Origin of the sequence: Streptomyces durocortorensis, assembly GCF_016901035.1 — a bacterium.
GTDB lineage: Bacteria > Actinomycetota > Actinomycetes > Streptomycetales > Streptomycetaceae > Streptomyces > Streptomyces durocortorensis.
Genome location: NZ_JAFEUF010000049.1, coordinates 9,681 through 36,405, shown reverse-complemented (window position 1 = coordinate 36,405; position 26,725 = coordinate 9,681). Strand labels below are relative to the sequence as shown.

24 protein-coding genes are annotated in these 26,725 nt (G+C 73.9%); 6 read left to right on the top strand and 18 right to left on the bottom strand.

Annotated features, from left to right (window positions below):
- Positions 1 to 26: 26 nt before the first annotated feature.
- Positions 27 to 1,850: an ABC transporter ATP-binding protein gene (locus JS521_RS12875; RefSeq protein WP_372448580.1), complete on the top strand. Its 1,824-nt coding sequence runs from the start codon at positions 27 to 29 to the stop codon at positions 1,848 to 1,850.
- A 135-nt stretch (positions 1,851 to 1,985) separates the two neighbouring features.
- Here JS521_RS12875 and JS521_RS12870 read toward each other — a convergent pair whose 3' ends face one another.
- The 3 genes from JS521_RS12870 to JS521_RS12860 form a co-directional block, all read right to left on the bottom strand.
- Positions 1,986 to 4,451 (bottom strand): SpoIIE family protein phosphatase, encoded by a 2,466-nt coding sequence (locus JS521_RS12870; RefSeq protein ID WP_205082965.1) that lies wholly within the window; start codon positions 4,449 to 4,451, stop codon positions 1,986 to 1,988.
- A gap of 237 nt (positions 4,452 to 4,688) precedes the next feature.
- The gene (locus JS521_RS12865) at positions 4,689 to 5,951 is read right to left on the bottom strand and encodes a glycoside hydrolase family 26 protein (protein ID WP_205082964.1); all 1,263 of its coding nucleotides are present in this window, start codon (positions 5,949 to 5,951) and stop codon (positions 4,689 to 4,691) included.
- A 122-nt stretch (positions 5,952 to 6,073) separates the two neighbouring features.
- Positions 6,074 to 7,363, bottom strand: coding sequence for a cytochrome P450 (locus tag JS521_RS12860; protein ID WP_205082962.1), 1,290 nt, complete (start codon positions 7,361 to 7,363; stop codon positions 6,074 to 6,076).
- A gap of 245 nt (positions 7,364 to 7,608) precedes the next feature.
- Between JS521_RS12860 and JS521_RS12855 the strand changes: the two genes are divergently transcribed.
- The gene (locus tag JS521_RS12855; RefSeq protein WP_205082961.1) at positions 7,609 to 8,091 is read left to right on the top strand and encodes a tyrosinase family oxidase copper chaperone; all 483 of its coding nucleotides are present in this window, start codon (positions 7,609 to 7,611) and stop codon (positions 8,089 to 8,091) included.
- Between the two features lie 19 nt (positions 8,092 to 8,110).
- On the top strand, positions 8,111 to 8,974 hold the full coding sequence (locus tag JS521_RS12850) for a tyrosinase family protein (protein ID WP_205082959.1): 864 nt from the start codon (positions 8,111 to 8,113) through the stop codon (positions 8,972 to 8,974).
- Positions 8,975 to 9,041: 67 nt separating this feature from the next.
- Here the strand turns inward: JS521_RS12850 and JS521_RS12845 are convergent, their stop codons facing one another.
- From JS521_RS12845 to JS521_RS12775, 15 genes are all read right to left on the bottom strand, one after another.
- Positions 9,042 to 9,323: a chaplin gene (locus JS521_RS12845; protein WP_205082958.1), complete on the bottom strand. Its 282-nt coding sequence runs from the start codon at positions 9,321 to 9,323 to the stop codon at positions 9,042 to 9,044.
- Between the two features lie 139 nt (positions 9,324 to 9,462).
- Positions 9,463 to 10,611 carry a GNAT family N-acetyltransferase gene (locus tag JS521_RS12840; RefSeq protein ID WP_205082956.1) on the bottom strand — a complete coding sequence of 383 codons (1,149 nt, stop codon included), beginning with the start codon at positions 10,609 to 10,611 and terminating at the stop codon, positions 9,463 to 9,465.
- Positions 10,608 to 11,282 (bottom strand): YveK family protein, encoded by a 675-nt coding sequence (locus tag JS521_RS12835; RefSeq protein ID WP_205082955.1) that lies wholly within the window; start codon positions 11,280 to 11,282, stop codon positions 10,608 to 10,610. The genes JS521_RS12840 and JS521_RS12835 overlap by 4 nt, the downstream gene beginning before the upstream one ends.
- A complete protein-coding gene (locus JS521_RS12830; protein WP_205082953.1) occupies positions 11,279 to 12,415 on the bottom strand; it encodes a glycosyltransferase in 1,137 nt (378 codons plus the stop codon). Before JS521_RS12830 ends, JS521_RS12835 begins: the two co-directional genes overlap by 4 nt.
- On the bottom strand, positions 12,412 to 13,224 hold the full coding sequence (locus JS521_RS12825; protein WP_205082952.1) for a polysaccharide deacetylase family protein: 813 nt from the start codon (positions 13,222 to 13,224) through the stop codon (positions 12,412 to 12,414). The genes JS521_RS12830 and JS521_RS12825 overlap by 4 nt, the downstream gene beginning before the upstream one ends.
- Positions 13,214 to 14,932 carry a murein biosynthesis integral membrane protein MurJ gene (gene murJ, locus JS521_RS12820; RefSeq protein ID WP_205082951.1) on the bottom strand — a complete coding sequence of 573 codons (1,719 nt, stop codon included), beginning with the start codon at positions 14,930 to 14,932 and terminating at the stop codon, positions 13,214 to 13,216. Before murJ ends, JS521_RS12825 begins: the two co-directional genes overlap by 11 nt.
- Complete coding sequence (locus tag JS521_RS12815; RefSeq protein WP_205082950.1) at positions 14,929 to 16,287, bottom strand: O-antigen ligase family protein; 1,359 nt, start codon at positions 16,285 to 16,287, stop codon at positions 14,929 to 14,931. The genes murJ and JS521_RS12815 overlap by 4 nt, the downstream gene beginning before the upstream one ends.
- Positions 16,288 to 16,289: 2 nt before the next feature.
- Positions 16,290 to 17,771, bottom strand: coding sequence for an exopolysaccharide biosynthesis polyprenyl glycosylphosphotransferase (locus JS521_RS12810; protein ID WP_205082949.1), 1,482 nt, complete (start codon positions 17,769 to 17,771; stop codon positions 16,290 to 16,292).
- Positions 17,768 to 18,952 (bottom strand): glycosyltransferase, encoded by a 1,185-nt coding sequence (locus JS521_RS12805; protein ID WP_372448579.1) that lies wholly within the window; start codon positions 18,950 to 18,952, stop codon positions 17,768 to 17,770. The genes JS521_RS12810 and JS521_RS12805 overlap by 4 nt, the downstream gene beginning before the upstream one ends.
- A gap of 330 nt (positions 18,953 to 19,282) precedes the next feature.
- On the bottom strand, positions 19,283 to 19,921 hold the full coding sequence (locus tag JS521_RS12800) for a cysteine hydrolase family protein (protein ID WP_205082947.1): 639 nt from the start codon (positions 19,919 to 19,921) through the stop codon (positions 19,283 to 19,285).
- Positions 19,922 to 19,962: 41 nt separating this feature from the next.
- A complete protein-coding gene (locus JS521_RS12795; RefSeq protein ID WP_205082946.1) occupies positions 19,963 to 21,012 on the bottom strand; it encodes a polyprenyl synthetase family protein in 1,050 nt (349 codons plus the stop codon).
- Positions 21,009 to 22,067, bottom strand: a complete 1,059-nt coding sequence (locus JS521_RS12790; RefSeq protein WP_205082944.1) for a tetratricopeptide repeat protein — start codon at positions 22,065 to 22,067, stop codon at positions 21,009 to 21,011. Before JS521_RS12790 ends, JS521_RS12795 begins: the two co-directional genes overlap by 4 nt.
- Positions 22,068 to 22,347: 280 nt before the next feature.
- A complete protein-coding gene (locus JS521_RS12785) occupies positions 22,348 to 22,995 on the bottom strand; it encodes a TetR/AcrR family transcriptional regulator (protein WP_205082943.1) in 648 nt (215 codons plus the stop codon).
- Positions 22,992 to 23,672, bottom strand: a complete 681-nt coding sequence (locus JS521_RS12780) for a DUF4166 domain-containing protein (protein WP_205082941.1) — start codon at positions 23,670 to 23,672, stop codon at positions 22,992 to 22,994. Before JS521_RS12780 ends, JS521_RS12785 begins: the two co-directional genes overlap by 4 nt.
- The gene (locus JS521_RS12775) at positions 23,669 to 24,361 is read right to left on the bottom strand and encodes a hypothetical protein (RefSeq protein WP_205082940.1); all 693 of its coding nucleotides are present in this window, start codon (positions 24,359 to 24,361) and stop codon (positions 23,669 to 23,671) included. Before JS521_RS12775 ends, JS521_RS12780 begins: the two co-directional genes overlap by 4 nt.
- Before the next feature lie 152 nt (positions 24,362 to 24,513).
- Here JS521_RS12775 and JS521_RS12770 point away from each other — a divergent pair, with 152 nt between their 5' ends.
- The 3 genes from JS521_RS12770 to JS521_RS12760 form a co-directional block, all read left to right on the top strand.
- The gene (locus JS521_RS12770; RefSeq protein WP_205082938.1) at positions 24,514 to 25,191 is read left to right on the top strand and encodes an ABC transporter permease; all 678 of its coding nucleotides are present in this window, start codon (positions 24,514 to 24,516) and stop codon (positions 25,189 to 25,191) included.
- Positions 25,192 to 25,275: 84 nt separating this feature from the next.
- On the top strand, positions 25,276 to 25,947 hold the full coding sequence (locus JS521_RS12765; RefSeq protein WP_205082937.1) for an ABC transporter permease: 672 nt from the start codon (positions 25,276 to 25,278) through the stop codon (positions 25,945 to 25,947).
- A partial coding sequence (locus tag JS521_RS12760) for a glycine betaine ABC transporter substrate-binding protein (RefSeq protein ID WP_239487195.1) occupies positions 25,944 to 26,725 on the top strand: 782 nt, incomplete at its 3' end. The genes JS521_RS12765 and JS521_RS12760, both read left to right, overlap by 4 nt.

Below are 26,725 nucleotides of genomic sequence, written 5' to 3'. Positions count from 1 at the left end.
CCTCTGAGCCCGGCCCCAACCGCTCCATCGCCGAACCCTCCGCCACCGCCGATCCCTCCTCCAGCGTCGCCCCCTCCGTCGCCGCCGACCCCGGAACCGGCGCCCTGCGCTCGCTCCTCCCGGTCCTCGGCGCGCACCGCGCCACCGTGCTGCGCACCTGCCTGGCCGCCCTCGTCGACCAGGCCGCCCTGGTGGCCCTGGTCACCCTCGCCGCGTACACCGTGGGCACGGCCGTCACCGAGCACCGCCCGCCCGCCCCCGAGACCGTCGCCGTCCTCATCGGGCTCGTCCTGCTCCGGGCGCTCGCCACCTGGCGCGAGATGGACCTCTCGCACGACCTCGCCTACCGGGTCCTGGCCGAACTGCGCGTCCGGGTCTTCGACGGCCTGGCCCGCAGCGCCCCCGCCCGGATCGCGGGCCGACGCAGCGGCGACCTTGCGGCCACCGCGCTCGGGGACGTCGAGGCGCTGGAGTTCTTCTATGCCCACGCCATCGCTCAACTCCTCGCCTCCGGCGTCGTCTTCGCGGTGTCGGCAGCCGTACTGGCGGCCCTCGGGCCCTGGTTGCTGCTGGCCGTCGTACCGGCCGCGCTGCTCCTGATCTGGTCGCCGCTGGTCGAGGCGCACGGGCGGGCCGAACGCGGGGCCCGCACCCGGGGGGCGCTCGCGGAGGTGTCGTCCGAGACCGTGGAGAGCGTCGACGGGCTGCGCGAGCTCCTGATGGCGGGGGCGCTGAACCGCAGGCGGGCCCGGCTCCGGTCCGCCGGACGCCGGCTCGCCCGCGCCCAGCGCGCCGAACAGTCCTGGGAGACCGGCGCTGGCGCGGCCCGCGACCTGCTGGCCGTCGCCGCCGTCTTCGGGGTGGCGGCGGCCGCCGCCCACGCCGCGTCCGCCGGGCGGCTCGACGGGGCGTGGGCCCCGGCCGCGATGGCCCTCGCCCTGGGCGCCCTGGCCCCGGTCGCCGAATCGGCGGCCGCGCTGGGCCGGGCGGGTGGCCTGCGCGCCGCCGCGGCCCGGGTCCGGTCCGCCGTGCACGCCCCCGCCGGAGCCCCCGCACCGGCCGACCCCCATCCCGTACCGGCGGGTCCGCTCGGCCTGCGGCTGCGCGGCGTACGGTTCGGCTACGGGGGAGAGGCGGTCCTGGACGGCCTCGACCTCATGGTCCGGCCGGGCGAGACCGTGGCCCTCGTCGGGGCGTCCGGGGCCGGCAAGTCGACCTGCGCCCACCTCCTGGCGCGCTACTGGGATCCGGCCGAAGGCGCCGTGGAACTCGTGCCCCTCGCCCCGGCCCACTCCGTGGACCTGCGGGACGTCGCCGAGGAGGAGCTGCGCGCCGCCGTGTCCGTGGTGGGGCAGGAAGCCCCGCTCTTCCACGGCTCCCTCGCCGAGAACCTCCGCCTGGGCGCACCCGACGCGACGGCGGACGAGCTGGACGCGGTGGCCCGGACCTGCGGCGTCGACACCTTCGCCGACGCCCTGCCCGACGGCCTGGACACCGCCGTCGGCGAGCGTGGCGCGACCCTGTCCGGAGGCCAGCGCGCCCGGGTGGCCCTGGCCCGGGGCCTGCTGAGCCGCCCGCGCGTCCTCGTCCTGGACGAGACGACCGCCCACCTGGACCACCGGGGCGACGCCGAGCTGGCCCGGGCGCTCGCGGCCGACTCCGGCACCCGGACGACCCTGGTGATCGCCCACCGCCCGGCCACCGTACGCAGGGCCGACCGGATCGCGGTCCTCGACGGCGGGCGCATCGTCGAGGAGGGCACCTGGGACGAGCTGATCCGGTCCGGCGGCCCGCTGACCTGCCTCTTCGCCCGCGAGGAGAACCCGACCCACCCCCGAGAAGCAGCCTGATGCGCAGGCCTCTGATGAGCGGGCCCCCGAGCACCGGCCCTCCGCAGGCGCCGGCCTCCGAGCAGGGCCCGCCCCGGCAGGCACCGGCCCTGAGCGGCGCTTTTCCCCCGCTGCACAGCTCCTCCCCACCCCCGCTCAGGGCAGCGGCTGCTCCGCCCAGATGATCTTCCCCTGGGGTGTGTACCGCGTGCCCCACCGATGGGCCAGCTGCGCGACGAGGAACAGCCCGCGCCCGCCCTCGTCCGTCGTCCTGGCGTGCCGCAGCCGCGGTGAGGTGTTGCTGGCGTCGGACACCTCGCAGGTCAACGCCGACTGGAACAGCAGCCGCAGCCGCACCGGCCCGGAGCCGTACCGGATCGCGTTCGTCACCAGCTCGCTGACGATCAGCTCCGTCGTCATCGACAGGTCCGTGAGCCCCCACGCCTCCAGCTGGCGGGAGACCTTCGCCCGGGTCTCCCCGACCGCCGCGGGATCCACGGGTACGTCCCACGACACCAGGTGTTCGGGGCTCAGGACATGCGTCCGGGCGAGGAGCAGCGCGATGTCGTCCGGCTGGGGGACGGGCAGCAGTTCCTTGACGACCGTCGGACACAGGTCCTCCAGCGGCAGTCCGTCCCGGGACACCGCCCGGCCCAGGCGGTCCATCCCGCCCTCCAGGTCCTTGTCGGTCCCCTCGATGAGCCCGTCGGTGTAGAGGCCGAGGAGACTTCCTTCGGGCAGTTTGATCTCCATGGACTCGAAGGGCAGCCCGCCGAGCCCCAGAGGCGGCCCGGAGGGCAGGTCCGGGAAGCTGACCGCTCCGTCCGGGGTGACGACGACCGGCGGCGGATGGCCGGCCCGCGCCATCGTGCAACAGCCGTTCGACGGATCGTAGACCGCGTACAGACAGGTGGCCCCGACCACCGTCGTGCCGCCCCGTTCCGCCGGGCCCCCCGCGCGCTCCTCCTCGCTGAGCCGCAGGACGAGATCGTCCAGGCGGGCCAGCAGTTCGTCCGGGGGAAGATCCATGTCGGCCAGCGTCTGTACGGCGGTACGCAGCCGGCCCATGGTCGCCGCGGCCCCGATGCCGTGCCCGACGACATCGCCGATGACCAGGCCGACCCGGGCGCCGGACAGCGGGATCACGTCGAACCAGTCGCCGCCGACCCCGTCCTTCGCGTCCGCCGGAAGGTACGACGACGCCACGTCCAGCGCCGTCCCGCCGCGCAGCGTGTGCGGCAGCAGGCTCCGCTGGAGCACCAGAGCCGCGGTGTGCTCCCGGGTGTAGCGGCGGGCGTTGTCCACACACACGGCGGCCCGCGCCACCAGCTCCCGGGCGGGCGCCACATCGTCCTCGTCGAACGGCACCGGATTCTGCGACCGCATGAAGGTGGTCAGCCCCAGCACGGTGTCGCGCGCCCGCATCGGTACGGAGATGAGCGAGTGCAGCCCGAACTCCCGGAGCCGGGCGGCCCGCGCCGGCTGCTCCGCCGTCCACCCGTGGCTGTCCGGGTCGAGCGCCGGCAGCAGCACCGGGGCGCCCGCCAGGAGGAAGTGCGCGTCGTGCGGCGGCGGCACGAAGTCGACCGACTCCCCGACCTGGACGACCGCCTCCGGGCAGCCCTCCCGCACCGAGCTCATGCCCGCCCGCCGCATGGCCGGCCGCTCGCCCACGGCCGGTGCGGCCGATCCCGGGCGGTCGCCGCCGAACGGGGTCTCCAGCAGGTCGACGAAGACGAAGTCCGCGAACCGGGGCACCGCGAAGTCGGCGAGCTCCTGCGCCGTACGCTGTACGTCCAGGGTGGATCCGATACTCGCTCCGGCCTCGTTGACCAGCGCGAGCAGCCGCCGCGCGTTCCACCGGTCGGTGACGTCGCGGACCAGGTAGCCGATGCCGATCCGCCGGTCCTGGGCGTCGGCCAGCGGGAAGAACGAGCTCGCGTACGCCCGGCGGCGGTGCGGATCGGACCAGCTCCAGCCCAGGTACTCGTAGTCGGTGATCGCCTCGCCGGTCGACAGGACCTGCCGCATCAGCCGCTCGATGGGCGCCGCCAGCGCACTGGGCAGCACCTCGGCCGGCCGCCGCCCCAGACGCTGTTCCCGAGGCACCCCGCCGAACCGTTCCAGGGTGTCGTTGAGCCAGAGATAGCGCAGATCGGGGTCGAGCACCGCCATCCCGACCGGCGACCGGGTCATGAAGTCGTCCAGTACCGACCCGCTCATCGTCCAGTGCGGGGTGAGTTCCCGCCCGGACACCAGGAAACCCTCCTGCCCGGCGATCTGGAACGAGGCGGTGGCCCGCACATCGATGTCCAGCGACCGGCCGTCCCGGCCCCGCAGGGAGACCAGCCCGCTCCACGCCGACCCGGTCCTGCAGCGGGCCGCCACCGCGGCTGTCCGGCGGGGGTCGAACGGGCCGCTCAGCAGGAGGGCGGCGGACCGGCCGACCATCTCGGCCGCCGGATACCCGAGCAGCGCCTCCGCCCCGCGGGTCCAGCCGATGACCGTGCCGTCCCCGGTGACCACCGCTGCCGCGTCGTCGGCCGTCCATGCCGGCCCCCGCCCGTCCCCGGAGGGCAGCGGGCCGGGCTCCGCCGGGGAGCCCTCATCGGCGGATGCCATTGCACCTCACCACCCTCTGTAGGTTTCCATGGTCGCGCGTCGCTCCGGAGCGCGCCCGGCGCGCCGTGCCCGGTCGGGGCGCGGGCCGTCCCCCGTTCGGCGGCGTGACGGAGCGGGCCCTGCCCGCGTTGGTGGGGTGACAAGCGGTTGCTTGTCCACCTGCCCCCGCGCTGGACCCGTGTGGGTGGACGGCTCCGGCCCCCGACAGGAGGGCCGGAGCCGTTTCCATGCCCGGGGTCAGTAGCGGAAGCAGATGTCGCGCTCCCGCACCCACGGGCCCAGCCAGTCGGCGAACGGCACGGTGACACACCACCTGCGGGTGGGCGGAGTCCCGGCCCCCGGCGACGTGGGTGAGGGAGCCACCGGCGGGGACGGCTGGAGGGACGGCGGGACTGTCGGCGAGGCGCTCGGATCCTTAGGAGTCGGAGTCGGAGTCGGAGTGGGCGTCGGGCTCGGCGTCGGTGTCGGGCTGGGGGCGGGCTTCGCGGGCGCGGCCATCTCGGTCAGCATCGTCCGGAACACCTCCGAGGAGCGCGGATTGCTCTTGCACTGCCAGACACCGTGCGGGCAGTAGTCCGTGACCGTCTGGTACAGCGGCTCGTGCCGGTCGATCCACTCCAGCATCCGCCGCATGTACTCGGGGTTGTCGCCGTTGCGGAAGAGCCCCCACTCCGGGAACGAGATGGGCTTGCCGCGCTCCGCGGCGAAGTCCACATGCTTCTGGAGCCCGTACGGGTCGGTGATCTGGTCGTCGAAGGACTCGCCGGGAGGCTGGTCGTAGGAGTCCATCCCGATGATGTCGACGACGTCGTCGCCCGGGTAGCAATCGGTCCACGGCACCGCGTCCCGCCCCCGGCTCGGCGTGAAGTCGAAGCGGAACTCCTGACCGGGCACCGCGCGCATCGCCGTGACGATCCGCTCCCAGTACGCCTTCCAGGACGTGGGATCGGGACCGCAGCGATGCGTGTACGTCGTGCCGTTCATCTCCCAGCCGAGCACGATCACGGTGTCCGGGACGCCCAGCCCCACCAGGCGCTCCGCGAGCCGAGTGAAGTGCTGGTCGTAGTCCCCGGCCGCGCCCGCCCGGAGCAGGGTGCGGACCTCGTCGTCCGGGACCTGCTCCTCGTTGCGCTCCAGCATCGGCACGTTCAGCACGAACATCCGGTCCTGGTCCGCCCGTCTCCATTCCGCCCAGGCGTCGAGGAAATTGGGGGAGCCCTCGATGTTCACCCACAGATCGCCCGGCAGGTACGTGTGCCCCACCCGCAGCTCCGCCCCGCCGAGCCAGCGCGAGAACTCGGCCATCCTGCTGACCCCGGCGGGCCCGTAGTCCAGATACGCGCCGTGCGCCGTGCCGCTTTCCCGCCCCGGCGGGCCGGGGGCGGCGCCGTCGATGGAATCGGTGCCCGGCGGCGACTGGCCCGCGATGCCGCCACCCGCCAGGAGGCTGAGAGCGGCCGCCGCGATGCACGAAACGATGAGACGGCGCTTTGCCGGCATTGCTCCTCCTGGCTGCGGTGAATTCCGGCCGGTTCGGCCTGATAGGGAGAGAGTCGCATCATCGTGCACCGGGGGCATGCGCAGGAGTCCATTTATCGTATTCGGCGTTGCGGGCGTGCCGTTCAGGTGAATGTGGGGCCGAACGTGAACGGCAGCGAGCCGACGCGGTTGTCGAAATTCGAATCGACGAGTTCCGGGTCTCCCAGGTTCCGCATGACGGGACGTCGGTCGATCAGTTCCCGGAACAGGGCCGTCATTTCGAGGCGGGCCAGATGTGCTCCCAGGCAGTGGTGCGGGCCCCCGCCGCCGTATCCCAGATGGGGATTCGGCGAGCGGGTGATGTCGAAGCGGTCCGGATGGGTGAAAACCGACTCGTCGCGGTTCGCGGACGCGTAAATGAGTGCGACTTTCTCCCCCGGAAGGAATGTGCGACCACCCAGCGCGAATTCGGCGGTGACGGTCCTGCGGAACTGGATGATCGGCGTCGAATGCCGCACGATCTCGTCGACGGCCCCGCCGATGTACCGGTCGAAGTCGGACCGCAGCAGCTCCCGCTGCTCCGGATGGCGGTCGAGCAGGAACAGCCCGTGGGCGATGGCGTTGCGGGTGGTCTCCACCCCGGCCACCAGCAGCAGCGAGAAGAAGGCGCCCAGCTGCCGCCCCGACAGGGCCTCGCCGTCGATGTCCGCACACACGAGCGCCGAGACCAGATCGTCCCCGGGACGACGGCGCCGCTCCCCGGCCAGCCGGGCCATGACCCACTGCATCCGGGCCAGGGACGCCAGCCCCCGGCCGGGGATCCGCAGCCGGGCCCGGCCACGCCGCTCGACGCCGACGTGCTCCGACGCGTGGTCGATCTGCTCCGCGATCCGCGCCCGGTACGCCTGCGGGATGCCCATCAGGTCGCAGATCACCTCCAGCGGCAGCCGCGAGGCCGCCGACGGCACGAAGTCCCGGGGGCGCTCGGCGATCAGCTCGTCCACCAGCCGCCCGGCGAGCCGGCCGACGTTCTCCTCGACGCCCGCCAGCAGCCTTGGGGTGAACCGCCGCGAGATGATCCGGCGCAGCGCCGCGTGCTCGGCCCCGTCCATGTTGACCATCGAGTTCCCGAACACCGCCTTCGCCCAGCCGGCCGGCTCCGGGGTGGTGACACCGGGAGCGCTGGCGAACACCCCGGGCGTACGGCTCGCGGTCCGCACGTCGGCGTGGCGCACGAGGGCGTGGAACGGCTTGCCGGCGGTACGCGCGGTGCCCGGCCGGGGGGTGAAGAGGACCGGCGCGTCCAGCTCCCGCAGCAGGGCGAACGCCCTGAGCCGCTCGGGGCGCGGCAACCGCCAGAACGCCGGGTCGGCCAGATCGACGTCCGCCGCGCGCAGTACACGGTCCCCGGACAGCTGGTACGGAACGGTCATGCCCATCACCTCCACGGTTCGCCAGGCCATGTTCCGGCCGGCCGGCCACGGGGGCCCTCGCGACGCGGCCCCTCGTCGCCGATGGCCCCGCGCCCTCACGCGTTTGACGGAACGCGAGCGCCGCGTGTGCGCCGTACGCCGCACGCACGAGAACTGTTTCGGCACCGCCTCGTTGTCAACATCGCCATCAGAAGGACCTCGGACGAGTTAACGAGGCGAGTCAACGAGAGGCAGGCAGTCATCTCATGAGCCCCATCCCAGCGAAACCGGGCGGCACCCGCGTCCCCTCCCGCCGGACCGTCCTGCGCGGAGCCTTCACGGTCACCGTGGTGACGGGCACCGCCGGAGCGCTGCTCCCGCTGCTCGACAGCGGCCCGGCCGCCGAGGCCCGGCCCGCACCGGTGCCCGGGCCCGGTTCCGGATCCGGCTCCCGGGCCACGGCGGAGGAGTTCGCCGAGATGTACCGGGGCCGGGAGATCCGGGGGACGGCGACCGTCGTCGTCCCCGCGGGCGCCCCGGACGACGACCGCGTCGCGGTCGCCGCCGAACCGGTCACCGAGATCCGTATCGACGGCAGGCCGCTGCACGTCATGAGGCGGGCGGACGGCACCTATCTGAGCGACGTCCGGCACTACGAGTCGTACCCGACGCTGCTGGAGACGGCCCGGGCCGCCGTCGACGAACTCGGCACCGCCCGACTCGCACCGCCCGCCGCGCACCGCATGTGAACCAGGAGGACCAGCACCGGTGTACACCCGCAAGAACCAGCGCGACCTCACGCGCACCGAGAAGCGCCGGCTCGTCGCCGCGATCCTGAAACTGAAGCGCTCGGGCCGCTACGACGACTTCGTCGTCATGCACCGGGAGTACTACGTCATGGACACCGAACGTCGGCCGCGCCCGGCGCACATGACGTCCTCGTTCTTCCCCTGGCACCGCCAGTACCTGCTGGAGTTCGAGAAGGCGCTCCAGCGCGTCGACGCGGGCGTCAGCGTCCCGTACTGGGACTGGACCCAGGACAACCGGCCGACCTCCTCGCTCTGGGCGGAGGACTTCCTCGGCGGCAACGGCAGGCCCGGCGACCGCCGGGTCACCACCGGGGCGTTCGCCTACGCGGCGGGCAACTGGAGCGTCGGCAGGGGCGTCACCGACGAGCACTACCTCACCCGCAACTTCGGCAGGCCCGGCAGCAACCCGGTCTCCCTCCCCACCGGGAACGACGTGGCGCGAGCCATGAAGGATCCCGTCTACGACACCGAGCCCTGGAACAGCATCAGCACCCGGGGCTTCCGCAACCGCATCGAGGGCTGGGGGATCCGGGGCGTCCGCGGGGTGGGCCTGCACAACCAGGTCCATCAGTGGGTCGGCGGCCCGATGGCGGGGGCGGCCTCCCCCGAGGACCCGGTGTTCTGGCTCCACCACGCGTTCATCGACCTGCTCTGGGACCGCTGGCGAAAGGCGCACCCGAAGTCCGCCTACCTCCCGGGCCGCAAACCCGCCTCGCCCGGCCCCGACCGCGACTACGTCTTCGGCCTCGACGAGGCCATGCCCCCCTGGAGCGTGACCCCGAGGAAGCTCCTCGACCACAGCAGGATCTACCGGTACGCCTGAGACCGGACGAAGGAACGGCCGGCCCCCTCCGCGAGGAGGGAGCCGGCCGTTCCGGACGTGCGGGAGATCAGCGGCCGTAGCCGTAGTCGCCGCCGTTGTCGTGGCCACCGTCGACGTTGGCGCAGGTGTTCCCGAAGGTCGGGTTCAGCAGGCCGATCACGTTGATCGTGTTGCCGCAGACGTTCACCGGGACGTGCACGGGAACCTGGACGGCGTTGCCCGAACCGACCCCGGGGGAGCCGGCGGCGAGGCTCTGCGCACCGGCGTCCGCGGACGCCATGCCGGCGCCGCCGGCGATCAGGGCGCCGGTGCCGGCCATCACAGCGGCGACCTTCGTCATACGAGACATGGAGAACTCCTTGTAAAGAAGGGGGTTGTGCTGCGGACGCGAGGCCCGCACCCCCTGACAACGCGACAGACGCCGGACGGTAACGGATCAGCTCATAGGTGATATCTCCGACGCGGCCGTCCGGCGTACGCCCGGCGCGTCAGCGCCCGATCACGGGCAGCCCCGACAGCCGCTCGTGCCAGTCCCGCGCCGCCGGGAACCGCGCCTTCACGGTCTCCACCGCCCGCTCCCGCACCGCCACCTGCGACTCGCGCAGCCGCAGCAGCGGCTCCAGACCCGGCCGGGCCAGCAGCAGCCGCTGGTTGACCACCGGCACCGGCCCCCAGTGGTTCTTGTAGCTCTCCCCGCCGCGCAGCAGGCTCAGCACCTCGCGCCCGCTGTCCGAGGCCTGCTGGGCGACCTCGCGCAGCAGCATCGTCGACACGTCGACCTTCTTCTCGCGCAGCGCGGGATCCGCACCGTACAGGTAGCCGCCCGTCAGCCGGGTGGACTGCAACGACAGGTTCGACGCCACCACCTCGCCGTTCAGCCGGAACTCGGTCACGGCCGCCGTACCGTCCCCCACCATCCGTCCCACCGACCGGATCAGGTGGTCCGAGAACCGGGCCCGCAGATGCTCGGGGTTGACCGCCCGGCCCTCCCACTGCCGCTCGTGCAGCCGCAGCAGCGTGCCGATCGCGGCCGGCACCCCGTCCTGCGGGATCCGGTGCGCCTCGATGCCCAGGGCGTCGACCTTGCGCAGCTTGGAGCGCAGCCGCTGACCCCGCGAGCCCGTCAGCCGCGCCACGCCCTCGCCCAGCGGCTCGGCCGGCAGCTCCAGGCACGTCGAGTCCGTGAGCCGGCTCTGGGCCCCCGGCCACCGCCCGAACAGCAACTGCGCCGACGCGTCGGGCCGGACCTCCCGCAGGTCCACCACGGTGTGCCGGGCCGCCCGGTCCAGACCGCGCCCCAGCGCCCCCACCGCGTACCCGGCCTCCTCCTCGTCCAGCAGGATGTCGAAGAAGTCCGAGACCGCCCCGCCCATCGGGACGAGCAGCGGCATCGGACGGTGCACCAGCATCAGCGGAGCCGCCCCGATGAGCCGCCCCGCCCGGCGGACCAGCAGCACCCGCAGGCGGCCCTCCTGGCCGTAGGAGATCCACCAGGAGTGCAGCCAGGCGTGGCTCTGGAACGGGGTGGCGGTGGCGCAGCGGCGGTGCAGCGCGTCCCACTCGCCCGCCAGCGCGCCGAACTCCCGGAAGTCCCGGCACAGGGTCACGGCCAGGCTGCCCGCCCGGTGCGCCGTCATCGGACGAGCTCCCGCTCGTCCTGGGCGACGTTGCCGCCCTCGGCCGTCGGACCGGGCAGCTGGGCCGAGACGCTCCACCCCTCCCGGCGCGGCCGCACCAGCAGGACGAGACCGCCCAGCAGACCGCCCGCCGCCGCACCCACGGCCGCGCCCAGCGGCACGGACGGCGACACCGGCTGGTCCGGCGTCATCGCGTGGGTGAACTTGATCAGCTTCACCCCGGTGTCCTTGGAGACATGGCCGCTGCTCACGATGACGGCCTCGATGACCGCGTTGGCGATGTCGGCAGCCTTGTGCCGGTCCTCGGACGTGCCCGTCACGGCGATCATCGGCGAGTCGGGGGAGGTCTCCGACGTCACGTGCGACCGCAGTTCGCGCACCGGCTCGCCCGCCGCGCCCTGCGCGTACGAGAGCGTCGCGTCGCTCGTCGTCAGCCGTCCGTACGACTGGGCGTACCCCAGCGCCGCCGAGGGGTCCGTCTCCCCCTCCGCGACCGCCATCGCATAGCTGGTGGCCTCGTACTGCGGCGCGGCGAGCGCACCGTACGAGAGACCGGACGCGGTGCCGATCAGCACGGAGACGGGCAGCGGCCACCAGTGCGGCAGCCGGGTGAGGGCGGTGCGCAGCCGACGGACGACGACATGTCGCTGCTGCTCGGGTGAGTCGGTCATGAGAAGGCTCTCCGGTTCGGTGGGGCGGTGTCGAGGGCGTACGCGTACACGTCCATCAGGCGCTCGCTGCTGCGCCGGATGTCGTAGTGGCCGACGGCCCGGGGCGGCGGCCGGCGGTCCGGGCGGGCCTGTATCCGCTGCCGCAGCCGGTCCGTCAGCTCCTCGGGGCTCCCGGCGATCCGGGTCGCCCCCGGGGCGTGGGCGGCGGGCAGGTCGTCGATGGCGGGGCAGGCGTCGTGGAGCACGGGCAGCCCGGCGGCGAGCGCCTCCACGGCGGCCAGCCCGAAGGACTCCTCGCGGGACGTGGAGACGAAGACGTCCAAGGCGCTCAGCAGCGCCGGAACACCCGGGACCGGCCCTTCCCCCTCCTCGTCGCACTCCCCGAGGAACCGGACCCGGTCCACGGCCCCCAGGCGCAGCGCCAGCGTCCGCAGCGCCCCGGCCTCAGGACCGTCCCCGGCCAGCAGCAACCGGGCCTCCGGCAGCGCCGCGACCGCGCGGATCAGCACGTCGAACCGCTTGCCCGGCACCAGCCGCCCCACCCCGCCGACCACGAACGCGTCGTCGGGAATGCCCAGGGCCGCCCGTACCGAGACCCGCCGCTCCCCGTCGAAGCGGAACCGGTCCGCGTCGATGCCGTTGGGCACCAGCCTGATCCGGTCGGCCGGCACCCCCCAGTCCCGCAGCCGGCCGGCCACGGTGGAGGAGACGGCCACGGTCGCCGCGCCCAGGCGCTCGGTGGACAGGTAGAGGGCGCGGATGGACCGGGTGAGCGGGCGGCCCTCGATCTCGGCCCGACCCAGGGAGTGTTCGGTCGCCACGGTGGCCCGCGTCCCCGCGAGGCGGGCCGCGATCCTGCCGTACACACAGGCCCGGTACAGATGCGTGTGGACCAGGTCGTAGCGGCCGTCCCGGATCAGCCGGGCGAGGCGTCCGACGGCCGACACGTCCCGGTTGCCGCGCATTCCGAGGTGCGTCACCCGGATCCCGTCGGACCGCAGCTCCTCGGCCACCGCCCCCGGGTTGGTGAGCGTCACGACGTCGCACTCCACCGGCAGATGACGCAGCAGCAGCCGCAACTGCCGCTCGGCCCCGCCGACCCCGAGCCCGGTGATGACGTGCAGCGCCCTCACCGCACACCCCCCGCCCGCACCGGCGCGACCGTCCGGGAGCCCGCACCCGGCACCGCCACCTGGCGCAGCCCGTGCCGCAGGTCCTTCGCCCACAGCCGCACCCCCCGGTCCGCCTGACTGATGTGGGTGCGGGGCAGGGCGAACCGGCTGAGCAGCGGACCGGGCGTCAGCGCGCACGCGTAGCCGTAGCCCGCCGAGCGCGCCGCCCGGGCGACCCGCCGGTCGAGGATGCCGTACGGGTAGCAGAAGCCCTCCGGAAGCGTGCCGGTGAGATCGCCGATCAACTCCCTGCTGTCCGTGGTCTCGCGCCGCAGCTCCTCGTCGGACAACCCTGTCAGGTCCTGGTGGTACAGGCCGTGCGAGCCGACCTCCATGCCCGCCGCCGCCACCCGCCGGACGTCGTCATGGGTGAGCAGCGGCTTGCGCGGGCCCAGCGGATCCCACTCGTTGACCCCGCCCGGCCGGCCCGGCAGGACGAACACCGTGGCCCGGCAGCCGTGCTTGCGCAGCACCGGCAGCGCCTCCTCCAGGAAGTCCGCGTACCCGTCGTCGAAGGTCAGCCCGACCAGCCCGCGCCGCCCGGCCGCTCCCGCGCCCAGCAGCTCCGACACGCCCACGCCCGTCAGCCGCCGGCTGCGCAGCCAGGACAGCTGCTCGTCGAGGCGCTGGGGGGAGACTGTGATGCCGTACGGATCCTCGCTCGGGTCCGTCACCGAGTGGTACGTGAGGATCCACGGCTGACGACGGGTGTGCGGGCGGAGCCGGGACGAGGGAGCGTCGGCGCAATGTGCCGAGGATTCAGCGGCCATCAAGGAACCTCCGTCGGGTGAGTGCCAGCAGGGACACGACCTCGGGCGAACGCAGGGCGAGGCCGGTCAGGAAGAACACGGCGGGGACGAGGAGACACCCGGCGGCCAGGCTCAGCACCGGATCGGGTACGAGCGGGGCGCAGGCCCAGCCCGCGGCGCCCGCCGCCATCGCCGCCCCGGTGAGCCGGCCCAGCGAGAGCGCCACGTCCCGGGTCCGGATCGGCACCACCCGGGTGCCGAGGCCCATCAGGAGCAGCAGGGCCGAGGCGCTGATCCCGATCGCGTTGGCGGTCGCGATGCCGTCCACACCGAAGCGGTACGTCAGTGCGTACCCGGCCCCCATCGTGACCAGCAGCCCGGTCCCCATCGCGAACGCCGGGAACCAGGTGGGCCGCCCGGAGGAGAAGAACGGCCGGCTGAGCGCGCCGACCAGACAATGCCCGAGCAGCCCCAGTGCGTAGACCCGCATGACCTGGGCGGTGGACGCGGTGTCGGCGGCGTCGAACGCGCCGCGCTGGAAGAGCACGTCGATGATCTGGGGCGCGTAACCGAGGACGACCGCCGTGCCGAGCAGTACGACCATCCCGGCGAGACCGAGGTCCCGTTCGACCCGCCGCCGGGCCTTCTCGTGCTCCCCGGCGGCCATGGCCTGCGCGACGACCGGGAAGGTCACCGTGCAGATCATCAGCGACAGCACCATCGGCATCTGCGCGACCTTCTGCGCGTAGTTCAGATGCGAGATCGCGCCCGCCGACAGGGTGGAGGCCAGGAACCGCTCCACCAGCACCTGGGACTGACGGCTCACCACGAACAGGACGACCGGGGCCAGCACCCCGAACCCCAGCAGGGGAGCGGTCCGGGCCGCCCGCCGTCCCAGCCGCCCGAACCGCGGCAGCCGGGGCCGCGCGAGCGGCACCAGCCGCAGGAACACGGGCAGTTGGGTGAGGATCATCAGCGCGCTGCCCACCGCGACGCCTGCCGCGGCCGCCCGTACCCCCCAGACCGCGTGCAGGGCCAGCGTCATCCCGATGATGCCGAGGTTGTACGCGACGTAGACCCCGGCGGGCGGCAGGAAGCTGCCGTGCGCGCGCAGCGCGGCGCTGAAGTAGCCGGTGATCCCGAAGGTGAGGACGGTGACCGCGGTCAGCCGGGTGCAGTCCACCGCGAGCCGCGGATCGGCGAGCCCGGGGGCGAGCACGCCCACGACCCACGGCGCGCCCGCGATCAGCAGGGCCGCGCCGCCGGAGAGCAGGAGGAACAGCCGGGGGAGTGTGGCCGCCACCAGTTCCCGTACGAGGTCGGCGCCTCCCTCGGTCTCACCGGAGGCGCGACGGGTGAGGGCGAGGCTGAACGCCGGGACGAGGAGGAGCGCCATCCCGTCCTCGATCAGCAGCGTCGCCGCCATCTCGGGCACGGTCCAGGCGATCAGGAACGCGTCGCTCGCGTCACTCGCTCCGAAATACCGGGCGATGGCCTGGTCCCGCACCAGTCCGAGGACGGCCGCCAGCACGGTCAGCACCGCTGTGCCTGCCGCCGCCCGGGCGAGGAAGGCCCCGAGCCGGGGCGCCTCGCCGCTCGCCGTCCCGGGTGGGCCGCCGGGGGACCGGGGCCCCTCAGGTCCTGACCCCGGGGCCGGGAGCAGCGAAGGGACCGCTGCCGCGTCCGCCGGGCGCGCCTCGGCCTCCGTCCCCGTACCGGACTCGCTCATGCGGCGCTCACCCGCTCCGGCTCGGCCAGCGCCCACCAGGCGGCCAGCCCCAGCACGACCCCGCCGAGCACCGTGGTGGGCCCGCCGATGTCCGCATACAGGAAGTTGACGCTCTGCCAGGTCATCAGGGCCACGGCCGCCAGCCCGCAGTCCACGGCCGCGTGGCCGCGCGAGCGGGCGAGGACGAGGCGGCGGATCGCGCCGACCAGGATGGCCGCCCAACTGCCGACGAGCGCGGTCAGGCCGATGAGGCCCTGCTCGCCGAGGACGAGGAGGTACATGTTGTGCGGGGAGAGGAGGGCCTGCCGGCGGAACTCCTGGCCCGCCCCGGCGGTGTCGCTGCCCGACGAGAGCCCGATCGAGGCGTGTCCGTCGCGGTGGTCGGGGAAGCCCTTGAGGCCGACCCCGGCGGCGGGCTGTTCGCGCCACATCGCGCCCGCCGCGCTCCACATCGCGTAGCGGTCACTGACCGACCGGTCCGGGGTGCTGGTCACCTGCGTCACGCTCGCGGCCCGGTCCGCGATCATCGCGGAGCCGATGCCGAACCCGCCGACCAGCACCACCCCCGCCGCGCCCAGCACGGCCAGCGACGTCAGTGCCTGCCGCCGCCCGGTCAGCGCCAGGGCGACGATCACCGCGGCGGCCGTGGCGATCCACACGCCCCGGCTGAACGACAGCGTCAGCGGCACGATCAGCGCGACGGCCAGGACGGCGGCGCACGGCCGCAGCCAGGCCGGGGCGCTCCGCGGCGTACGCAGGGCGCAGGCCGCGGCGGCGAGCAGCCCGTAGGCGACGACGGTCGCCATCCCCATGACGTCGCTGGGCCCGAAGGTGCCGACCGCCCGGATGTCCTCGCCCATGTACGAGGCGCCGGTCCCGGTGACGTACTGATGGACGCCCGTGACGCCCTGGACGAGCGCCAGGAGGACGAGCGAGCCGGCGACGATCCGGAACCCGTACGCGTCCCTGAGCAGCAGGAACACCGCGGCCGGCACCAGGACGAACACCTGGAGGTAGCGCACGAGCCCCGGCAGCGCCGCCGCCGGGTCCGCCGCCGTGACCGTGGCCACCGCGAAGCCCACCGCGGGCAGCCCCAGGACCAGCGCGGCGGGGGCGCTCAGCGGGCGGCGGCGCAGATACAGCAGCCGCCCCACGCACACCAGCACCGCGATCCCCGAGGCGACGTCGGCCGGGCCGCCCCCGCCCGAGTTCCCGTACGGGAGGGCGGGCAGCAGGACGGTCGCGATCAGCGGCAGCAGCGGCCACCGGCCTCGCCAGCCGGCCCACCGGGAACGGGAGACTGCGGCGGGCTCGGCCGCCGGCGACGGGACGGGCGGGGTCAGGACAGCGGCCATGGTCAGCTGCCTCCGAGCCGGAAGAAGGAGCCCGCCGTCCGCGCCAGCACGCACGCGTCCTGCCACAGCGACCAGGTCTCGATGTAGTGGTTGTCGAAGCGGGCCCGCTCCTCGATCGAGGTGTCGCCGCGCAACCCGTTCACCTGGGCCAGCCCCGTGATACCCACGGGCATCCGGTGGCGGGCCTGGTAGCCGGGATGGGCGCGGCTGAACTGCGCGACGAAGAAGGGGCGTTCGGGGCGGGGGCCGACCATGCTCATGTCGCCGCGCAGGACGTTCCACAGTTGCGGCAGCTCGTCGAGCGAGGTCCGGCGCAGCATGCGGCCGACGCGGCTCATCCGCCCGTCCGATGCGACGTTCCAGCGGGTGGCCGACTCCTGGACGTCGGCGGGGCGCAGCGTACGGAACTTCAGCAGGACGAAGGGACGTCCGTGCCGGCCGACGCGCTCCTGCCGGAAGATCACGCCCGGCCCGTCGGAGAGCCGCACCGCGAGCGCGCAGGCCGCCATCACCGGGGCCGCCACCAGCAGCCCGGCCGCGGCCAGGACGGCGTCCATCGCCCGCTTCACGCCGTGGCCGAGAGGACGGTCCGTCCCGTCGTGCAGCGGATGGGCGGTGAAGCCCCACAGATGGTCGGGGCGGCCGCCCGCCGGCGGCCCCGCGACGACGCCCGGCCCGGTGATCAGCCACACCCGGCAGCCGTGCCCGGTGAGGAGGTCGAAGAGAGCGGCACCGTCCGGGGTGGCCTCGGGCGGGGCCGTGAACACCGCGTGCCGCACGCTGTTCTGGACGACGGCCCGCCCGGCCTCCTGGGGCGAGGCCAGGACCGGTAGCGGCACCGTGTCGGAACCCGGCTCCTGCTTCTCGTCCCCGGCGGCCGGGACGGCGACCAGACCGACCGGCCGCAGCCCGTACCCGGGATGGTCGTACAGCGCCGCCGTCACCTGACGGGCCAACGGGCCCCGGCCCACGACCAGCGTGGACAGCGGGCGGCGGACGGCGCCCCGCCGCCGCGCCCGGTGGACCGCCGCGCGTCCGGCACAGGTCAGCGCGGTCTGCGTGCCCGCCCCGTACGCCAGCACCGCCCAGCCGAACGCCTGCTGCGGGGCCCAGGCGCCCAGCACTTCCATGGTCACGTACCACTGGAGGAGGGTGAGACCGAGGAGCGCGGGCAGTTCGGTCAGGACCGAGGGGGACAACCGCATCCGGTACAGGCCGCGCCAGGCGAAGAGCAGCACCTGCGCCACCGCCTGGGCCGCCATCAGCAGCCACGGCCACGCGACCGGGACGACCAGGGCGAACGTCACGGCCGGGGCCAGGGCGTCCGCGCACAGGAGCGGCGCGAGCCGGCCGTACCGGACGCCCCGGCGCTCGCCGGGCCGCACCTGCGCACCGCCGCCGCTTCTTCGCGGCGGATGAACCGTATGAGCCTGCACGGCTGTCGCCTGGCCTGCTCCGGGAACCGGTGCACTCTCCATCGTCATCGCTCGGTGCGCTTCCTCGTCGTGGGAGTCGTGGGACAGGACATGCCGACAAGTTCCTCGTACAGGCCGGCGACCGCCTCCGCGGTCCGCCGGACGTCGAAGGCCGCCCGGGTGTGGCGCAGGGCTCTGTGGGACACGGCCTCGCGCAGATCCGGGTCGGTGAGCAGGGCGGTCAGCGCCGCGGCCAGGGCCCCCGGATCCTCCGGGGGTACGAGACAGTGCTCCTCGTGGCCGGGCGGCAGACTCTCCCGTGCGCCGTTCACGTCGGTCATCACGACGGCCCGGCCACAGGCCATCGCCTCCAGCGGGGCCAGCGCCATGCCTTCCCAGCGGGAGGGCAGCACGAGGACGTCCGCCGCGTGGATCCACGGCCGCACGTCCTCGCAGGCTCCGGTGAACAGCACGCCCGGCGGGGCCGATTCCTCCAGCCCGGACCGGTCGGGTCCGTCGCCCACCAGGACCAGCCGGGCGCCGGGCACTGCCATCCGGCGCCAGGCCCGGAGCAGGACGTCCTGGCCCTTCTGCCGGGTCAGGCGGCCGACGCAGACGACCAACGGCGCGTCGGAGGCGACCCCCTCCAGTAAGGGCAGGCAGGCGCGGGCCTCCGCCCGGACCGTGGGGTCGCCGGGGCGGAACCGGTCGAGGTCGATGCCGTTGTGGATGACCGACCAGCGGGCGGCGATGCCCGCCTCCTGCCCGGTGCGGCGTTCCGACTCGCTGACGCACAGGATGTGATCGGCCCAGCGCGCGCCGAACCGCTCCCAGCCGAGCGCGAGTTCCGCGGTGCGCCCGCCGACGGCCTCGAACGACCAGGCGTGCGGCTGGAACACCGTGGGCACCCGGCCGCGTACCGCGATCCGGCCCGCGAGGCCCGCCTTGGCGCTGTGGGCGTGCACCACGTGCGGGCGGCTCGCGCGGACGATCCGGCGCGCGGCCGCGACCTCACCGGCCAGCCGGGGCCCGGGGGCACGGGTGGCGGACCAGCCGCGGACCTCGGCGCCCGCTGCCGCCGCCCCGAGGGCCAGCGGGCTCCCGGGGGGACAGGCCACCACGGGGCGCAGTCCCGCTCCGGCCTGGGCCCTGACGAGATCGGTGACGACCCGGGCCACTCCGCCGTCCACGGGCTGAACCAAATGAAGGACCGTCAATTGTCTTTCTTGAGTACGACGCATGTGCAGCACGCACGGCTCTCTTCGCTCAATCCGGTCAGTAAGGCCCACCGGCGGCCGAAGTGCACTTTGGCAGAGATGTGGCGAAATCGTGCGCGTGACTCGCTCATACGACCACATGGGGATTACGTGCCCGGGAGGGCCGTTCGAGTGGTGGCGCGACAGATCCGCGCAGGGTCGACGGCCTTCGCCGGACCGGTGCCGAAAGGGATTGCGGAGGGTTCTCGTACGGAATGGCCGGGGTGTTCCTCAGGTATCCGGCCGCTTATACCGTCAGCCTTTTTCCGGCCTGCCGCACTCCGCCGATCGGCGGAGTGGATGGCGGCACCATCTACTGGTCGACTAGGCCGTTCTCGTGGCGGTCGAAGTAGCGGTCGAAGTGCCGGTCGAAGTGGCAGTGAACGTGGTGGTGAAAGCAGAAGTGAAAGCGACGCTCCCGGCGCGGGCCACGATCTCCACCTCGTCGCCCAGAGCCCATTCCGCGACCCGCGACGCCATCGCCGCCGGAACCACGTCGCTGATGTCCGGCGCGGCCGGGATGTCGTACGTCGCGTGGGCGTCGTGCGGAAGGACGACCCGGTAGTCCAGCTCCAGGGCCCGGCGGGCGGTGGCGAGCACGCACATCTCCGACATCACCCCGCACACGGCGAGCTCCCGGACGCCCGCCGCCTCCAGGACGGACTGCAGCGAGGTCTCCTCGAAGCCGTCGTCCTCGCTCTTGCGGATCACGGTCTCGGCCGGCCCGGTGCGCACGGGGAGGTGCAGCTCCCACCCGGGCGTCCCCGGCTCGTCGGGCTCACCGGACGGGCCGTCGTTCTGCAGGTGGACGACGAGCGCCCCGGCCTCCCGGGCCCGCCCGACCAGATCCGACACCCGGTCCAGCAGGCGGGTCGCGGCGGGCACGGCGGCGTCCCCCGTGACGAACGCCGACTGGACGTCGACGACGAGCAGGGCCTGGACGGGAGCGGGGAGGGCGGTCATGCCAGGGCGTCCTTACGGGTCGGCCGGGGCGTCCTCAGGGGTCAGCCGGTGCGGTCCACAAGATACGGGACCAGCGTCAGCAGATCCCCGCGCGCCCCCGCGGCCAGCGGCACCCGGTCCAGGCAGGCGCGGGCCGCGGCCAGGTGCTCGTGTGCCTCGTTGATCGTCGCCCGACGCCCCCCGGCCTCGTCGATCAGCTCGGCCGCGTGGCGCGCCGCGGTGTCGTCGAGCGGCCCGTTGGAGGCGAGCAGCGTGTCGAGACGCCCGGCCGCCGGGTGGTCGGCGGACAGCGCCGCGAGCACCGGGTAGGTCTTCTTCAGCCGCCGCAGATCGCTGTGCACCGGCTTTCCGGTCACCTGCGGATCGCCCCAGATCCCGAGCAGGTCGTCCACCGCCTGGAACGCCACCCCCACATGACGCCCCGCCAGGTCCAGCGCCTCGGCGGTGCTCGCCGGAGCCCCTGCCAGCACCGCGCCCAGGGCGGCCGCGCAACCGAGCAGGGAGCCCGTCTTGTGCGTGGCCATCGCCCGGTACTCGTGCGGCAGGACCGCCCCGGGCCCGCTCCACGGCCGGGACTCGAAGAGCAGGTCCTGCGCCTGACCGTGCACCAGATCGCCCAGCGCGCCCGCCAGCTGTCGTACCGCCGCCGGTCCGCCAGGACCCGGGGCCTCCGCCAGCGTGGAGACGGCCAGCGCGAACAGGGCGTCCCCCGCGAGGACCGCCGGGCCGGTGCCGTACGCCTTCCACAGCGTCGGACGGCGGCGACGGGTCTCGTCGCCGTCCATGATGTCGTCGTGGATCAGGGAGAAGGTGTGGATCAGCTCGACGGCGACCGCACCGAGCACCCCGTCCTCCCCGCTGCCGCCCGCGGCCTCCGCGCCGAGCACCGCGAGCGCCTGGCGGACCCCCTTGCCCTGCGATCCGGGGGCCGGTTCGCCGCCCGTGCCGCTCCAGCCCAGGGAGAAGGCCGCCGTCTCCGCGTGCCAGGGGTGGAGTCGGCCCACCGACTCCACCAGGGCCGGGCGGACCAGCTCGCGGCACCGGTCCAGTATCTGGGGAGCGCTGGCCCGGCGGGTCGTGGAGAGCGTCATCGGCGGTCGCCCCGCCCGTCCACCAGTGCCTGTTCCACGCCGAGTTCGGCGTACGCCTTCTCGACCATCTCCCGGGCGTTCAGCAGCCCGATCCGGTCCAGCCGGCCGCGCAGTTCGTCCAGCTCTGCGGCAGTGGCATCGTGGTCGCGGCCCAACCTTGCCCGGGCCTTGACCAGGCCGAGCGAGGCCAGCGCCTCGCCCCGAGGCTCGTCCATCGCACGGAACTCGCCGAGCGCCTGCTCGTAGACCGCGCGCGCCTCCTCGTACCGGCCCGCGCGGAACAGCACGTTGGCCCGCATCTTGTGGTTGTACGCCAGGGCGCTGGAGAGGTTCATCTCCCGACAGGTGACCTCGGCCTCCGAGAGCAGATCGAGCGCCCTGGCGGTTGCCCCGTCCCGGAGGGAAACGATGTCAGCGATGCCGCGCAGCGCCCAGGCCCGGCCCCGCCGGTCGTCCGCGTCGCCCGCCAGGACCGCCGCCTCCTCGAACATCTCCAGAGCCGTGTCCAGCGAGCCGGTGTTGCGGTGGATCTGCGCGATGCCCTCCAGCGCCCACACGGTGTGCCGGGCCTCGCCCCGGGCGCGGGCCTCGGCCAGCAACTGTTCGTGCAGCGTCGCGACGGTCGCGTAGTCGCCCTGGATCCGTCCGGTCTCGGCGAGGCCGGCCAGCGAATAGCCGCGGGCGACCACGTCGCCGCCGCGTTTCCCCAGCTCCGCGGCGAGGCCGAGCAGCCGGAACGCCAGGCGCAGCGCCCCGCGTTGCCGCGCCAGCGTGCCGCCGCTCCACAACGCCCAGGCCATCGCCCCGGTGTTCCCGGCCGACCGGGCGGCCCGGTAACTGGCCTTCCAGGCCCGGTCGGCCTCCGCGACCTGCCCGAGCCTGCGGTGCGCCTCGGCCACGGCGAGGCCGGAGCGCGCCACCTCCTCCTGCGAGCCGGAGAGCTCGGCCTGCCTCAAGTGGCGTACTCCCTCGGCCAGTACGTCGGTGAGGGAGGCGTTCACCGACATCTTGGTGAGTGCTCCCTGGTACTCGGGCGCCAGTGCCTTGGTCTGCATGGGTGCCTTCCGCGCGGTGCCGGGCCCGCACCGGCGTGACTATCTCCTCTGTGTATACATGGGGGGTATAGTCGGCCGGTCGTACAGGCCCGGATCATGTGGGGGTTGGACGCCGCTCGTCACGCGCGGCGAACCGTCCTGTCAACGATCAAGACGGCAGCCGGGCGAGGAAGGTTGCTCGCCCGGCCAGGTCGTTCCGCTTTCGCTTCCGATTCTGTTCCCGCGCCCGAAAGCGCGCCGAAAGCTCGCGTTCGCGCTGTTTCGTCCGGCCGTCCAGCCCTTACGCCCGCCCCGTGCGTCGCAGCCGGTGGCGCACCGCCCGCCGCGCCACCGGGCCGAGCTCGTCCAGCACCCCGGCCAGCTCCGCGAGCTGCTCCAGCGCGTCGAAGGCGCGCTGTGCCCCAACGGGGTCGACGCCCTCGTACATCTCCAGGCCCACGAACGCCCCGGCCACGGCGCGCGCCAGTCCCGCCGGATCGGTGAACTCGCCCAGCGGCGAGTCCGCCAGGATCCGGACGAGGACCTTCTCGATCTCGGCGGTCCACAGGTCGAGCCCGGCCGCCGTCGCGGGCGCCAGCCGGGGCTGGGTCTGGGCTCCGGCGAGCAGCTGCGCCAGGAAGGCGACATGGCCGCCGGCCCGCTCCTCCTCGTGCAGCTCGCGCCCGCACCGCAGCAGCTCGGCGAGGGTGGTGACGGCGGCGAGCCGGTCGCGGTGGCGGGCCACCCGCTGCTCGGCTCCGTACCGGCAGGCCGCCGCCAGCAGTTCGTCGACCGAACCGAAGTGGTAGAAGACCAGTGCCTGGTTGACCCCGGCCGAGGCCGCCACGGACCGGGCCGAGGTCTTGGCGATCCCCTGGGCGGCTAGGGTGCGCAGCGCGCCCTCCAGAAGCTTCGTCCGGGTGTCCGCCCCCGCCGCGCTCCCCGTCACGCCCGCGCCTCTTCGCGGACCGGGCGCAGACCGGCCCGTACGCCGTGGCGCAGGGCGTCGACATAGCGGGCGCGGAACGTTCCCTCGTACCCGAACAGCGGGCCGAAGCGGCGGTTGGTCACCGCGACCCGGATGCGGAAGCGGCCCGTGGCGTCGTCGAAGGACTCGCGGACCTCGGCGTCGCCCCCGATCAGACGGGGAACCCGCACATCGAGCGGCCCCTCGCGGAAGCGGTGCTCCCCGGAACGGATCAGCAGCGAGCCGTCCGGCTCCGCGCTGAGCCGCAGGTCGGTGGCCAGGTGCTGGTGGGTGCCGAGGTAGTCCAGCACGCAGGACCGCTCGGGGCTGTGCACCATCGTGGCGTCGAAGCGGCGTGGCCCGCCCGGCAGGGCGAACGTCCGGACGAAGGTCACGGTCTCCCGGCCGAAGGCGTCGGTGTACGGCACGTTCTCGATGGTGAACGGGACATCGCGGCCGGTCCGCGGCACCAGGATGTTGCGCGTGGCGCCGAGCGCCAGGAACGGCTTCACGAACGCCCGGCCGTGCCAGATCCGGTCCATGGAACCGCGCCCCACACACGCCTCGCCGCTCTCCAGGCCGACCGAGAAACGGCGGCGCAGCTGGGGGTGGAGCCGGTCGAAGTCGTCCCCCATCGCACGGGCGAAGATCGAGGTCACGGGCGCTCCAGACGGGCGAGGAGGGACGGGGCGGCGGCCGGGCGGCCGGGCGGTCTGCGCAGGCAGCGCCGGGCGGCCGGCGTGCGCGGCGACGGGGGCGCCAGCAGTGCGGCCAGGGCGGCCGGCAGCACCGCCGCCGGGCCGAAGGGGAGGGCCACCGCCACGAGGGCGATCCGTACCAGGACCTCCGCCAGGGCGTACGTCAGCGACCGGGTCGGACTGAGGTCGCGCTCGCACCACAGCCGCAGCCGGTCGAAGGACCAGGCGGTCGCCCACCCCATCAGCGGCCGGAAAACCAGCCGGTCCGCGACCGCGCCGAAGCGGCCCCAGCGGGTGCGGTAGTCGTACCCCGTCAGGAAACGGATGCCGTCGGCGGTGGGGACGTAACGCCAGTAGCCGCTGCCCTCGGCCAGCAGCGACAACCGCTCCGGGGAGGCGAACCGCAGCGCGGAGACCCGCTCGCCGTCCGCCCGCTCCCGCTCGCCCGCGCTCGTCCCGGTCCCCGACACGGTCAGGAAGGGCAGCACCCGGGTCGCGTACCGGAACCGCCGGGCGGAGCCCGCAGGACCGGGCAGGGGACTGATCTCGGTGAAGCGCAGATCCCACCGCTGATGCCTGGCGGGATCCTGGGTCCGGTCCCATAGGCGCTCCGGATCGGTGCGGATCAACGCCTCTATGTAAAGCCCCATGTCTGCCCCCGGGTCGTCACGGGTGGTTGAGCGAGTGCTCAAGACCCCCAGTGCGCCAGGACGCTACCAGAAGGGGTTGAGCACCCGCTCAAATGCCCCCGAACGGCGGCCCCCGGCGCGCGAGGGGGCCGCTGCCGGGCTCGAATGGACGGGTGACGGCGCCCCCGGACGACTGCCTCGCCCGCAACGAGTGGATCTGCGGGGCCTACCTCTCCAGCCGCCGCGAGATCCTGGTGGACGCGGTGCTGGAACACCTCCAGCTCACCGCCGCGTCGGTGGCCGTCGCCCTCCTGCTCGCCGTCCCCCTCGCGCTCGCCGCCCGCCGGTGGCGCTGGGCGGCAGGCCCGGTGCTCGGGCTGACGACGATCCTGTACACGATCCCGTCCCTGGCGATGTTCTCGCTGCTGCTGCCGCTGTACGGCCTCTCCGCCGCACTGGTGATCGCCGGGCTCGTCCTCTACTCCCTGACGCTGCTCGTCCGCAACATCCTGGCCGGGCTCCGCGCCGTTCCCGAGGAGACCCGGCAGGCCGCGCGCGGCCTGGGCTACGGGCCGCTGCGCCTGCTGCTCGCCGTGGAGCTGCCGCTCGCGCTGCCCGCCGCGATGGCCGGGCTGCGCATCGCCACCGTCTCCGCGGTCTCCCTGGTCACCGTCGGGGCGATCGTCGGCCACGGGGGACTCGGCAACCTCATCTACTCCGGCATGAACACCTTCTTCAAGGCCCAGGTGCTCACCGCCTCCGTGCTGTGCGTCCTCATCGCCGTCGCCGCCGACCTGCTGCTCCTGGGCGCGGGACGGCTGCTGACCCCCTGGACCCGGAGGCAGGCGTGAACAGGCTCAGGAACGGGGAGGCCGGCGTGAACATCCTGCGGAACGGGAGGCAGGCGTGAACACGCTCCGGAACGGGAGGCTGGTGTGAACACCCTCTCCGACACCTGGTCCTGGCTCACCACCGCCGCCCACTGGTCCGGGCCCGACGGCGTCTGGAACCGGCTCGGCGAACACCTCTTCCTCACCGCCGTCTGCCTGCTCATCAGCTGCCTGATCGCGCTGCCCGTCGCCCTCGTCCTGGGCCACCTCGGCAAGGGCGGCGCGCTCGCCGTCAACCTCTCCAACATCGGCCGGGCCGTGCCCACCTTCGCCGTGCTGGTCCTCCTGCTGCTGACTCCCATCGGCTCGTACGGCCAGTGGTCGACGATCATCGCGCTCGTCCTGTTCGCCGTGCCGCCGCTCCTCACCAACGCCTACGTCGGGATGCGCGAGGTCGACCGGGACGTGGTCCGGGCCGCCCGGGGGATGGGCATGACCGGCCGCCAGCTGCTGCTGGGCGTGGAGCTGCCGCTCGCCCTGCCCCTGATCCTCACCGGCGTGCGGATCGCCGCTGTGCAACTGGTCGCCACCGCCACCCTCGCCGCGCTGGCCGGGGGCGGTGGACTGGGCCGGATCATCACCGCCGGCTTCAACCTCGCCTCCACCCCGCAGGTGGTGGCCGGGGCGATCCTGGTGGCCGCCTTCGCCCTCCTCGTCGAGAGCCTCTTCGAGGCCGGGCAGCGGCTCGCCCCGCAGCGCGGACGGCGGACCGCATGAGCCGCGCCCGCCGGACGCTGGCCGCGCTGGCCCTCCTCGCCGCCACCGCCTGCACCACCGGCCCGTCGCTGGAGAACCAGGGCGAGGTCACCGCTCCGCCCGGCGACAGCCGGGAACTCACCGTCGGATCCGCCGGATTCACCGAGAGCGACCTGCTGGCCCAGATGTACGCCCTGCTCCTGGAGGACGCCGGATACGCTGCCGACCTCATCTCCGTGACCAACCGGGAGATCTACGAACCCGCCCTGGAGAACGGCCAGATCGATGTCGTACCGGAGTACGCGGCGACCTTCGCCGACTGGCTGAACGCCAAGGCGAATGGGGCCGACGCCAAGCCCGTCGGCTCGCCCGACCTCACCGCCACCATGAAGGCGCTCCGCGCGCTCGCCGTCCCACGCGGACTGACCGTGCTCGACCCCGGCCGGGCCGTCGACCAGAACGCCTTCGCGGTCACCGAGGCCTACGCCGAGGAGCACGGGCTGAAGACCCTCAGCGATCTCGGCGCCGCGAAGCTGCCCGTACGGCTGGCGGCGGGCGACGAATGCGTACAGCGGCCGTACTGCGCCCCCGGTCTGCGCGAGACGTACGGCATCGACGTCGTCGCCGTCGACCCCAAGGGCGTCGGCACCACCCCGTCGAAGCAGGCGGTCCAGAGCGGTCAGGGCCAGATGGTGCGGCCCCCCCCCCCCCCCCCCCCCCACCCCCACGCCGGGGGCACCCCCAGGACCAGAGAGCCCCCGAACGAAAGGGGGGGGGCAGCCGGGTGGCGCCCCCCCCG